This is a genomic window from Alkalihalobacillus alcalophilus ATCC 27647 = CGMCC 1.3604 (assembly GCF_000292245.2).
Classification (GTDB): Bacteria; Bacillota; Bacilli; order Bacillales; family Bacillaceae_D; genus Alkalihalobacillus; species Alkalihalobacillus alcalophilus.
In genome coordinates, this window is the sequence record NZ_ALPT02000110.1 from 1 (window position 1) to 11,140 (window position 11,140).

Annotated in this window: 11 protein-coding genes; 3 read left to right on the forward strand and 8 right to left on the reverse strand. The window is 38.5% G+C overall.

What is annotated here, in order from left to right:
* The first annotated feature begins 97 nt into the window (after window positions 1–97).
* Window positions 98–718 carry a GNAT family N-acetyltransferase gene (locus BALCAV_RS19225; protein WP_003324693.1) on the forward strand — a complete coding sequence of 207 codons (621 nt, stop codon included), beginning with the start codon at window positions 98–100 and terminating at the stop codon, window positions 716–718.
* Between the two features lie 86 nt (window positions 719–804).
* Here the strand turns inward: BALCAV_RS19225 and BALCAV_RS19230 are convergent, their stop codons facing one another.
* The 8 genes from BALCAV_RS19230 to BALCAV_RS19265 form a co-directional block, all read right to left on the reverse strand.
* Window positions 805–1,107, reverse strand: coding sequence for a YwdI family protein (locus tag BALCAV_RS19230; protein ID WP_003324692.1), 303 nt, complete (start codon window positions 1,105–1,107; stop codon window positions 805–807).
* 220 nt (window positions 1,108–1,327) lie between these two features.
* Window positions 1,328–2,461, reverse strand: coding sequence for an IS200/IS605 family element RNA-guided endonuclease TnpB (gene tnpB, locus BALCAV_RS19235; RefSeq protein WP_040324254.1), 1,134 nt, complete (start codon window positions 2,459–2,461; stop codon window positions 1,328–1,330).
* Between the two features lie 184 nt (window positions 2,462–2,645).
* Window positions 2,646–2,921 (reverse strand): MerR family transcriptional regulator, encoded by a 276-nt coding sequence (locus BALCAV_RS19240; RefSeq protein WP_003321513.1) that lies wholly within the window; start codon window positions 2,919–2,921, stop codon window positions 2,646–2,648.
* A gap of 41 nt (window positions 2,922–2,962) precedes the next feature.
* Window positions 2,963–3,703, reverse strand: a complete 741-nt coding sequence (locus BALCAV_RS19245; protein WP_003321512.1) for an exonuclease domain-containing protein — start codon at window positions 3,701–3,703, stop codon at window positions 2,963–2,965.
* Window positions 3,704–3,709: 6 nt separating this feature from the next.
* Window positions 3,710–4,720, reverse strand: a complete 1,011-nt coding sequence (locus BALCAV_RS19250; RefSeq protein ID WP_003321511.1) for a DUF294 nucleotidyltransferase-like domain-containing protein — start codon at window positions 4,718–4,720, stop codon at window positions 3,710–3,712.
* 2 nt (window positions 4,721–4,722) lie between these two features.
* On the reverse strand, window positions 4,723–5,997 hold the full coding sequence (locus tag BALCAV_RS19255) for an ammonium transporter (protein WP_003321510.1): 1,275 nt from the start codon (window positions 5,995–5,997) through the stop codon (window positions 4,723–4,725).
* Between the two features lie 578 nt (window positions 5,998–6,575).
* Window positions 6,576–7,241 carry a uracil-DNA glycosylase gene (locus BALCAV_RS19260; RefSeq protein WP_003321509.1) on the reverse strand — a complete coding sequence of 222 codons (666 nt, stop codon included), beginning with the start codon at window positions 7,239–7,241 and terminating at the stop codon, window positions 6,576–6,578.
* Between the two features lie 45 nt (window positions 7,242–7,286).
* Window positions 7,287–8,645, reverse strand: a complete 1,359-nt coding sequence (locus BALCAV_RS19265) for a YjiH family protein (protein ID WP_003321508.1) — start codon at window positions 8,643–8,645, stop codon at window positions 7,287–7,289.
* A 226-nt stretch (window positions 8,646–8,871) separates the two neighbouring features.
* Here BALCAV_RS19265 and BALCAV_RS19270 point away from each other — a divergent pair, with 226 nt between their 5' ends.
* Both BALCAV_RS19270 and pdxK read left to right on the forward strand, forming a co-directional pair.
* Window positions 8,872–9,804, forward strand: coding sequence for an ATP-grasp domain-containing protein (locus BALCAV_RS19270; protein WP_003321507.1), 933 nt, complete (start codon window positions 8,872–8,874; stop codon window positions 9,802–9,804).
* 193 nt (window positions 9,805–9,997) lie between these two features.
* Window positions 9,998–10,810, forward strand: a complete 813-nt coding sequence (gene pdxK / locus BALCAV_RS19275) for a pyridoxine/pyridoxal/pyridoxamine kinase (protein WP_003321504.1) — start codon at window positions 9,998–10,000, stop codon at window positions 10,808–10,810.
* The last annotated feature ends 330 nt before the right edge of the window (window positions 10,811–11,140 follow it).

Genomic DNA, 11,140 nt, shown 5'->3' on the forward strand with positions numbered 1-11,140 from the left:
GGTCTTCTGTCGGGAAATGATAAAAGGTTCAGGAAAGAAAATCCACTTTAGTTTCATATATAATAAAGTTAATCCAAAAAATGAGGAGGTTATACGTATGTCTGGGGTCATTATTCGTCGCTATACTCTCGAAGACTTTCCTGCTTTATTAGAAGTTCAGAAGGAAGCTTTTCCACCACCTTTTCCTGAGGATCTTTGGTGGAACAAAGATCAAATTCAAGCACATGTTACTACTTTTCCAGAAGGGGCTTTATTAGCAGAAATTGATGGTGTTGTCGTCGGTTCTGCTACATCATTACTTAAACAGTATGATGGGAAACCACACACTTGGGAAGAAGTCGCAGATAGTGGCTATATCCAAGCGAGCCATCATACAAATGGTGATAGTCTATACGGCATTGATGTTTGTGTTCGGCCCAGCTATCGAGGGATAGGAGTAGCTCGTGCTCTTTATCAAGCCCGAAAAGAAACGGTTCTACAACTAGGGTTAAAACGTTTTTTAGCTGGCTGCCGTATTCCTAATTATCATGAATACGCTAAAGAGATAGACGTCCAAACATATGTAAACAAAGTTAAAAATGGAGATATCAGGGATTTGGTACTAACGTTTATGCTCAAACAAGGGTTACAGCCATTACAAATCCTCCCCAATTATTTAGATGATGAGGAGTCATGTCATTATGGTGTACTTGTGGAATGGCAACCCTCATTCAAATAAGAAAATTTACCAAACAATATGTTAATTTATTTGTCCAGCTACATCCCGCTCACTTTCCGCGAGTATGCAGCTAGAGAAAAGAGGTCTTAAAAATCTAATAAATTATCCCCTTTAGGTTTGGTTTCATTCCCTTCATTATAAGAAGGGGTTACTGTTGGATACTGCTGAACGACTTGGTGATAAGTTGGCAATGGTGTTTCTACTTGTTGCTTCAAAGTTGGACTCACTTCTATCGGCTTGGCATCTGTTCCTTTAAAAAGTTGACAATAGGCTTCAATCGAAGAAACTGCCTCCTTCATTTGTTCGGCATTTTCGTTCATATGCGCTTGTTCTAAACGTCGCATTTGTTCTTTCATATGATCAATGACTGATTTAGTCGAGATATTCATTTTACCTTCCTCCTTACCCAAACATCTTACCATAGGTTAGCTCTTAACGAAATTTTACGTTTATATCGGATTGAACTACTCCCACTTATCGACCTTACGGTCTGATTGAAGTGGGAGATTCTTGGGAACAGAGCGTACTTGCCAGCGGTTTTCTTTGCCAACAGAGGTTTCTCTTATGGACCAAGCTATCCCCGTCGATTCCTACGGTTCTGTATGTTGTTTAAGCCAAGTAGAAGGTTCTTACCCCTTCGGCTAGAATATTTTGGCTGGCATTGATATCTCGATCGTGATGTTTATGGCAAATAGAACACGTCCAGTCCCTTATTTCAAGAGATTTCTTGCCCTCTTGATGTCCACATTCAGAACAGATTTGACTAGATGGAAACCACCTGCTTATTTTCACAATGGTTTTCCCATACCATTTCGCTTTGTATTCTAATTTCGATACAAAGGCAGACCAGGATACATCCGAGATGGATTTGGCTAATTTATGATTACGCAACATTCCTTTGGTGTTCAAATCTTCGATACAGATCACATCGTGGTTTTTGATGATGTCTGTACTTAGTTTGTGAAGGAAATCGTCTCGTTGATTCCTGACTCTTTCGTGCAATCTAGCCACTTTGCGCTTTTGCTTCTGATAGTTTTGGGCATCAAATAGATGAATACCCTTATTTTTGGCCTGTAACGCACGTCTTGAAAGTTTTCGCTGTTCACGTTTTAGTTTCTTTTCCATTTTTGATGTGAATTTATTATTGTCAATCTTGCGACCATCAGAAAGAACTGCAAAGTCCGTGATGCCTAAATCTATACCGATAGATGATTCCGTTTTCTTCAAGGGCTGTACGTCTGTTTCGACTAGAATGGATACAAAGAACTTTCCGCTTGGATTTCGTCTGACTGTAGCATTCAGAATACGCCCTTCAACCTCACGACTTTTAGCGAACTTCACTAGCCCAAGTTTAGGCAACTTGATTTTGTTATCTGCAATAGCAATGTTATGGTTTGTCTCTTTCGTTGTATAGGATTGTACCTGATTCTTTTTAGACTTGAAGCGTGGCGCTTTATTTTGATTCTTGAAGAATCGAGTATAGGAATCAGCAAGTTTTTTCAGGGAGGATTGAAGGGCAATGCTGTCCACTTCTTTTAGCCATACGAATTCCTTTTTTAGTTGGGTTAATTGGGCCGAACAAGAAGAATACGTTAACCCTTTGCCTGTTTTTTGATAAGTATCGTTCCATTGCCCTAAAAAGCGATTAAATACAAAACGAGAACAGCCGATGGTTTTGGCAATCAGGGTTTCTTGTTCTTTGCTTGGATAGAGACGAAATTTGTACGCTTTGTGGATGAGCATTGTTTTCACCTCCGATAGGAATGTATGTTCTTATTATAACCTAACAAGAATCTCTTTGGCTACCACCAACGGACATTCATCTCCCCCTTATCGTTGGGCTTCTCCCTTCACACGATTGAAGAGGGAGTCTTCTGTCGGGAAATGATAAATTTCACGACAAAAAAAGACCAAAAAGAATATCTATTTAAGATTCTCCTTTTTGGTCTTTTCCTTCATCATTTTTAGTCGCTAAAATCGCTTTAATTCCGGCAATATTAACACCTTGCTCAATATATTTTTTGATTTGATGAAAATCGTCTACATCATTTAATGAAAACATCCGTTGGTTTCCATCATTTCTTTTTGGCTTAACCAAGCCCTGTTCTTCGTAATAGCGAATTTGCCGAGCCGATAAATTCGTTATTTCCATCACAACACGGATTGGGAAACATGCTTGATCACGTGGAACGTCCTGTGTCATGCTACCCCTCCTCCTATCTCGTTCACAAGGAAAAGTTCTTTTTATTTAGTGTGATTTCCCTTAGCTAAATACAGGTACACATCACGTAAGGAATAAAAACCTAATCGCTCTGCTAAAAAAAGATTTTCTCTCCATAATTTGGCTGTCATGATCGCATCTTCTAAGGCATGGTGTCGATTGGCAACTGGGATACAATGATACTCACAACATTCATCAAGGGTTATGAGATTTTCGTATGGTGCTACAACCTTTGTCAAGAAAGAGGTGTCTACAAGGCGATGGGCAAAAGTCGTCCTAAGGGTTTGCCAAGTAGCATGCGACATAAATTTTTTCTCATGACTTGCATGATGGGCAACTAAAGTTGTTCCCCCAGTAAACGTATAAAATTGAGTTAGTACATCAATTAATGGTGGTGATTGCTGTAATTCTTCATTCGTCAGCCCTGTTAATTTTAATACTTCAGTAGATACGGCTTTTTTTGTTTGAACCGTTGAATAAAAGGTTTCCTCTTCTAAAATATTTGTCCCTTTCATTCTAATCGCACCGATTGATAAAATACTATCGCCACGATCTGGATTAAACCCACTTGTTTCTAAATCAAAAATAATAAAGGGTAAATCTTTAAATGGTTTATCAAGAACATCTTCTTGTTTGAGCTCCCTTTGGATTTGGCGTAAATGTGACATTCGCTCTGCTGCCGAGCGTTGTTGAGAAGATGTATATACACTTGGACTCAGCTTTGATGAAAGTTGCTTCATCATCTGAATCATATGGTTCATCATGATTGCCTAGCCCTCCTCCAAAAGAGTCCTAATTTTCCCATAAAGTTGATGTCCTCGACGAATCCATTTTTTTAAATCTTTCTTTTCCTTATTAGATAAGTGACCTAAATCTAAATAATGGATGGACCCATAGCTCTTGACGCCTTTTTGCCACTTTAGTTGATGATTTAATAGATGATAAAAGTCCCCTTCAAACTCTTTTACTTCTTTATAAAAGGGGGAAAGCTTTTGAAATCGCTCGAGAGTTGGAGCTGCTTGGATTTCTTCATTTAAAGCTAACAACCTTAACCCATTCACAAAAGGAAACAACGCAATTTGTTTTAAATCTAATTTCCCTTGATTTTTTCCCTTTGTCTCGACAAGGAATTGGCCGAAAAATCCGATCCCCTTTTTTACTCGACCAGTATTATCAATAAAACGTTGCACTAAAGTAGGGTTATGATCCATTTCTTGAAAAATGACATCTTTTAAATCCTGTAAAAGTAGTTCATCACCAATAAATGTAGTCGCATCAAAAAAGGTAAGTGTATGACGGATATTTTCCCACTTATCATTCTGCATCCAATGCAACAGTTGTGCTTGCCATTCCTCTGAGGATTTACACCACCGCTTGTAAGAAGCCATCACTTTTCCATCACACTTCTGATAGCCGACTTTCTCTAACGCTGTCACTATTTCTTGACCTAATCCTAAAAAGTACTGTTCATGCTCATCGTTTCTGTCACCAGCATAAACAAGACCATGATCTTGATCACTCCAATAAAGCTGCTCTCCTCTTCCACCACTCCCTAAAAGAAAGAAAGCAAAGTGAGTAGGAGGAGATCCCCACTCACTTTCCACTTTCTCTAGAACTAACTTAACGGTTTCATCCATGATTTGTTCATGTACTTCTAAAACAGTCTCAACTGTTGGCTCAACCGAATTCAACATGTCGATACGTTTTTGATAAATAGCTTCTAGCTTATCAAGATAAAATCCCTCATTTAAGTCAGCGAATCGTCCGTTTTTGCCGGACATCATTATGCTCCTTTCGTACCTTCTTTACCTGGCATATTTTCTGGATAACCATAGCTGCCATGTTCACTCATATCCAGACCAAGGATTTCCTCTTCCTCAGACACTCGAAGGCTTCCTCCAACAACGGCTTTGATGATTGTTAATAAAAGATAAGATGCTACGAATGCGAATAATCCACAAACGACAACAGATAAAACTTGAACCCCTAATTGACCAAAACCACCACCGTAGAATAAACCAGCTGAACCACCGTTTAATGCGGCAAGTTCTGGTGTAGCAAAGAACCCAGTAGAAATCGTTCCCCAAATTCCAGCAATACCGTGAACAGAGATAGCAAAGATTGGGTCATCAATTCTAGCACGATCAAGAGCCTTCATACTAAAGACAACGATAAGTCCACCAATAATCCCGATAATGACAGCTGCCCAAGGTGCAACAAATGCACAAGAGGCGGTGATAGCAACAAGACCAGCTAATGCCCCATTTAACATCGTTGGAATATCTGACTTACCGTTTAAAGCCCAAATCATAAACAGAGCAGCAACCGCACCAGCTGCTGCAGCGAGTTGCGTGTTAAGAGCGACAAATCCGAAGAATCCATCTTCAAGAGCGACCGTACTACCTGCGTTAAATCCGAACCAACCTACCCAAAGGATTAAAACCCCAAGAGCTGTGTAAACTTGGTTATGTCCCGCAATTTCATTCATAGAACCATCTTTATTGTATTTTCCTAAACGAGGTTTTAAGATGATTGTTGCCGCTAAGGCTGCCATTGCACCTGTTAAGTGAACAACCGTTGAACCAGCAAAATCTTGTTTACCCATCGTTGCAATCCAACCTGCATCATTCCAAACCCAGTGAGAGACAATCGGGTAAACGAATAAAGAGAATAAGACCGCGAAAAGAATATAAACGGATAATTTCGCACGCTCAGCAAATCCTCCAAAAGCAATCGTTAAAGCAATCGCTGCGAACATCACTTGGAAATAAAAATCAACAGAAGGAGAAAGTCCTCCATCTGGAGCAGATGCATCTCCGTAGAAGAATTGAGATGAACCAAAAAATCCACCTACACTATCACCATACGCGATGGCCCAACCAGCTGCCCAGTAAACAAGCGTGGCGATACCAACCGTAAAGATTGTTTTCCCCGCAATATGTCCCGCATTTTTCATTCTTGTTGAACCTGCTTCTAAAAGAATAAACCCACCTTGCATTAATAATACTAAGATACCAGCAATGACGACCCAGAGATTATCGACTAAAACCATTTCCATTTGCTTATTACCCCCTTGTGAGAATTAAAATAATTATTGCGTGAATAAAGTTAACATCGTTTGTTAAGCCTTATTATACGTTCTAAATTTTCTGAATCTAGTGTTATGTTAGATAACTTAACACCCTTTTTCAGCGAGGATTTCATTGAAAGCGCTTTATTTATAGTGCTTTTACAGTACTCTTGTTGAATGCTCTTTCTTTCCTTCCATAAAAAAGTCCAACACAAATGGACAAAACACCTTATCGTTGTTAGATATACTAACAGACGGAATTTTCTACTTACCTACAAATGAAACCGCCCTCATAATAGCTGTAAACAGATCATTAGATATCGCTAGCCACTTTTTTTATGATAAAAGATAAGCATAAAGGCCTTTTGCCGATCGACAGTGGTTGGACACTTCGATTTCACTTCCTTGCTCTTATTCAGTAAACGGCCTTGTTCCTAAAATTTAATTATTTCTCATCACTATTTCTATGTACAAACCAAAAAGAGGAACCTACAAGTCAGACAAATGAAGTCTCACTGAAAGGTCCCTCTACTTTTTTCTGCTATTTCATTTATAGCCAAAATCGTTTATTGAATTTCCCAATCAATCGGTTCGCTTCCATTCTCCTTTAAATACTCATTAATTTTAGAGAAAGGTTTACTACCAAAAAAGCCTCTATTCGCTGAAAATGGACTTGGGTGGGGAGAAATAAATACAGGATGCCGATTATTGGTTATAAGGCTTTTTTTCGCTTCTGCCTGTTTCCCCCACAAAAGAAACACAACCGGCTTCGCGCGTTCGTTTAATTGTTGCATAATCCGATCTGTGAATATCTCCCAACCTCTCCCTTTGTGTGAAGCTGGTTGACCTTCTTCCACAGTTAAGACCGTATTCATTAATAAGACACCTTGTTTCGCCCATGATTCTAACAAACCATGTTCAGGTGGTTGAATATCCATATCCGCCTGCAACTCTTTGAAAATATTCCTTAAAGACGGTGGGAGTTTAACCCCTTTTTGCACCGAAAAGCTTAGTCCATGCGCTTGTCCCGAGCCATGATAAGGATCTTGTCCTAAAATCACAACCTTCACATCATCAAAATCCGTCAGATCAAAAGCCCGAAATACATTTTCCTTAGCAGGATAAATCGTTTTTTGCTCATATTCTTTCTCGATAAAAGATAACAAATCTTGAAAGTACCTTTTTTGACTTTCCTCTTCTAAGATAGACTTCCAGCGATTATTGACAAGCATGGCGTTCACTCCCCCATTAATAACAAGTTTATATCGAACCTTCCCTTAGAATATCATATGGGCAATTAATACAATGATCGGTAATGTAATAAGCGTTCTTAATAAGAAAATAGCGACTAAATCCAGAAAGCGTACGGGAATTTTTGACCCTAATAAAAGTCCACCAATTTCAGACATATAAATTAATTGGGTAACCGATACACAAGCAATAATAAAACGTGTCATCTCACTTTCGATTCCGACTCCTAATAATGCCGGTAAGAACATATCCGCAAATCCAACGACCATCGTCTGGCCTGCCGCCTGCGCTTCCGGAACTTGCATCCAAGAAAGAACATACTCAAACGGTGTCCCTAAAATAGAAAATAATGGTGTATATTCCGCAATAACTAATGAGATTGTTCCAATGACAACAACAACCGGAATAACGACTAGCCACATATCCAAAACATTTTTAATTCCAGATAAAACAAATCCTTTAAAACCTTGCCCTTGATAAGCTTTTGATAAAGCAACATTTAGAGCGCCTTTAAAATCCACTTTTTCATGTCCTGAATCGAGCGATGGTTTTTCTCCATTTATAAATGTATCTGATTTTCTCGATAATGGTGGAATTCGTGGCATAATTACCGCCGCTGCAAAACCTGAAATGAGCAAAATCATATAAAACTCAAAAAACATATGACCGAGATTTAAGTATTGTAAGATAACAATACTAAAAGTAATCGAAACAACGGAAAAGGTCGTCCCAATAACAGCCGCTTCACGTTTTGTATAAAATCCTTTTTCATATTGTTGATTTGTAATCAGAACTCCGACAGTCCCATCACCAACCCATGAAGCCATACAATCAATGGCTGAGCGCCCAGGTAACTTGAATAAAGGTCGCATTACTCGGTTCATCCAACCTCCAACAAATTCAAGCAAACCATAATCCATTAATAATGGTAGAAATAGTCCCGCAAATAAAAAGACCGTAAACAAAATAGGAATTAACTCAAAAATCAAGGTACCCCCTGTCTCTTCTGACCAAATAAAAGATGGGCCCATTTCCCACAAAGTCACCCCAACAAGGACTACTCCAATAAATCGAATCAATAAAGATAAGGGCGATACAACAAAAACCGTCCGAATCATCTGAGGATACGTATATTTATCCTTCATTAATGTCAAAATGAAAGACAGAGTAAAGCCCAATGCTAAAATAATAAAAACAAGAAGTGGCAAGGAACCTTCTAATAGTTCCTGTAACAAACCAGCTAAATAAGCGACTGGAATCGTAAAGTTTTCTCCTAATGTAATAGGTGTAATAAATAAAAAGATCCCAATAATTGAAGGGATAATAAATTTTATAAATGCCAGTTTTCGTTCAGAACCTCTTAATTCTTGAGGTTGATTATCCATTCATTCTTCCTCCCTAAAAATACATGTTATTAACTTTATTTTCTGTATAATTATACTCACATATTAATAAACACAATGTTACTATCCTATCTCATCTTTTCAAATTTCGCAATCAAATTTAAGTGTTTTTTTATTCCCTTTTATTGTTAGTCAAAACCTCTTAATAGCCTAAACTTTTTGTATCCTTTATACTAACAAGGACTACCAACAAGAGGAGGTAATTATAATGAATGAAAAAATATACATTATCCACGAAAATGACGAATGGACAAAACCTTTATGTGATGCCTTAGAAGAATTAAATCAACCCTATGAACTGTGGCATCTAGACGCGGGACAATTTGATTTAACTAAAGAACCTCCAACAGGTATCTTTTATAATCGAATGAGCGCTTCATCCCATACTCGTTCACATCGTTATGCACCTGAATATACGGCCGCTGTGCTTGCTTGGTTAGAAGCCCACGATCGCAAAGTCTATAACTCCAGCCGTGCTTTACAATTAGAGCTTAGTAAAGTAGCCCAATATTTATCACTAGAAGCCTTTGGGATCCAAACCCCAAAAACACTTGCTGCAACTGGAGCTGAGCATATCATTCAAGCGGCGAAGGATAGTGGTTTATCTCGTTTTATCACTAAACATAACCGCGCTGGAAAAGGTTTAGGTGTTCAATTATTTCAAAACATAGCAGAGCTCGAAGCTTATGTAAAAAGTTCAGCATTTGAACCTTCTATAGATGGAATCACTTTAATTCAGCAATACATCGAATCACCAAGCTCATCTATATTAAGATATGAGTTTGTTAATGGGAAGTTTATGTATGTAGTCAAAGTCGATACTTCCGACGGTTTTGAATTATGTCCTGCTGATAGTTGCCAAATCGGTGACCAATTTTGTCCAACGACACAGAAACCAACTGCTAAATTTGAAATTGTCGATGAGGGCAATCAGGAACTAATTGAAAAATATACATCATTTTTAAAGGCAAACGGAATTCAAATGGCGGGAATTGAATGTATTCAAAGTCAAGACGGAACGTGGTATACATATGATGTCAATACAAATACGAACTATAACCCAGATGCCGAAGCAAAAGTCGGCCTTTACGGTATGAAGGAAATTGCTAAAACGTTAACCGAGGCTCTTTCTTCTATTTAAATAAACGTTTAATTAAACGTAAACCTTACAGTGGTTAGCCTCGATTTTCTTTTTTAAACCATTTTCCGTGCTCATCCGATATTATGGTTCCCTTTTGTATAAACTAATCGTTGTTATAAGATTTATTTATTGTCTCTACGGTTCATTTTAGTATAATAGATTAAAGCAAGCTTGATAAGGAGTGAAAATCAACATGACAATGTCAAAAGCATTAACTATTGCTGGTTCAGATACGAGCGGTGGAGCTGGATTACAAGCCGATATCAAAACATTTCAGGAACTTGGCGTATACGGTATGAATGCCCTTACTGTTATCGTCGCTCAAGACCCAGCCCGTAATTGGTTTCATGAGGTGATCCCTCAATCGGTTGAAACATTAGAAAAACAAATTGAAACAGTTTTAGCCGGAATCGGTGTTGACGCTGTTAAAACAGGAATGCTTGGCTCAATCGATATTATAAATCTCGTTGCCAAAAAAGTGGATGAATATAAAATTAACCAACTAGTTGTTGACCCTGTTATGGTTTGTAAAGGTGCCGATGAAGCGTTAAACCCAGAAACAGATGCATGTTTACGTGATGTATTAATCCCAAGAGCATTTGTGGTCACACCAAATTTATTCGAAGCTTCTCAATTAAGTGGCGTCGGACCAGTGGACTCTGTTGAAAAAATGAAAGAAGCGGCCGAAAAAATCCATCAGCTCGGTGCTAAACACGTTATCGTTAAAGGCGGAAGTAAATTAGGTCTTAACGAAGCCATCGATATTTGGTATGATGGTTCAACATTCCACGAATTAAAATCTGAACTAATTGACACAAGCTTTACACACGGTGCCGGTTGCACATACTCTGCTGCGATTGCTGCAGAATTAGCAAAAGGCCGCAGTGTTGAAGAAGCCATATACACAGCAAAAGACTTCATTACAGCTGCGATTCGTCACTCTTTCCGACTCAATGAATACGTTGGACCAACGAATCATGCCGCTTATAAACACACACTTGTTTAATCAGATTTCAAAACACGTATGACCGAATCATGCGTGTTTTGTCTTTTTTTATATTAATCTAGCTTCTGACCAAACAGGCTTCGCTTTTTTCAATCTAGCTGCGCCTGTTAGAAGCTCGAGAAAAATCGCCCATCTGAATGAAGACAAAGAGCGTCTTCATCAGCTGTTCTTATTTTTTCTCGCTTCTGACCAAACGGACTCCGCTTTTTTTCAATCTAGCTGCGTCCGTTAGAAGCTCGAGAAAAATCGGTTCGTCTTTTGAAGACAAAGAGCGTCTTCATAAGCCGTCCCTAATTTTTTCTCGCTTCTGACCGAACGGACTCCGCTTTT

What these genes read in the sequence shown, in the direction of transcription:
- BALCAV_RS19225 (WP_003324693.1), top strand. Translation starts at nt 98, where the DNA reads ATGTCTGGGGTCATTATTCGTCGCTATACTCTCGAAGACTTTCCTGCT.
- BALCAV_RS19230 (WP_003324692.1), bottom strand. Translation starts at nt 1,107, where the DNA reads ATGAATATCTCGACTAAATCAGTCATTGATCATATGAAAGAACAAATG.
- tnpB (WP_040324254.1), bottom strand. Translation starts at nt 2,461, where the DNA reads ATGCTCATCCACAAAGCGTACAAATTTCGTCTCTATCCAAGCAAAGAA.
- BALCAV_RS19240 (WP_003321513.1), bottom strand. Translation starts at nt 2,921, where the DNA reads ATGACACAGGACGTTCCACGTGATCAAGCATGTTTCCCAATCCGTGTT.
- BALCAV_RS19245 (WP_003321512.1), bottom strand. Translation starts at nt 3,703, where the DNA reads ATGATGAACCATATGATTCAGATGATGAAGCAACTTTCATCAAAGCTG.
- BALCAV_RS19250 (WP_003321511.1), bottom strand. Translation starts at nt 4,720, where the DNA reads ATGTCCGGCAAAAACGGACGATTCGCTGACTTAAATGAGGGATTTTAT.
- BALCAV_RS19255 (WP_003321510.1), bottom strand. Translation starts at nt 5,997, where the DNA reads ATGGAAATGGTTTTAGTCGATAATCTCTGGGTCGTCATTGCTGGTATC.
- BALCAV_RS19260 (WP_003321509.1), bottom strand. Translation starts at nt 7,241, where the DNA reads ATGCTTGTCAATAATCGCTGGAAGTCTATCTTAGAAGAGGAAAGTCAA.
- BALCAV_RS19265 (WP_003321508.1), bottom strand. Translation starts at nt 8,645, where the DNA reads ATGGATAATCAACCTCAAGAATTAAGAGGTTCTGAACGAAAACTGGCA.
- BALCAV_RS19270 (WP_003321507.1), top strand. Translation starts at nt 8,872, where the DNA reads ATGAATGAAAAAATATACATTATCCACGAAAATGACGAATGGACAAAA.
- pdxK (WP_003321504.1), top strand. Translation starts at nt 9,998, where the DNA reads ATGACAATGTCAAAAGCATTAACTATTGCTGGTTCAGATACGAGCGGT.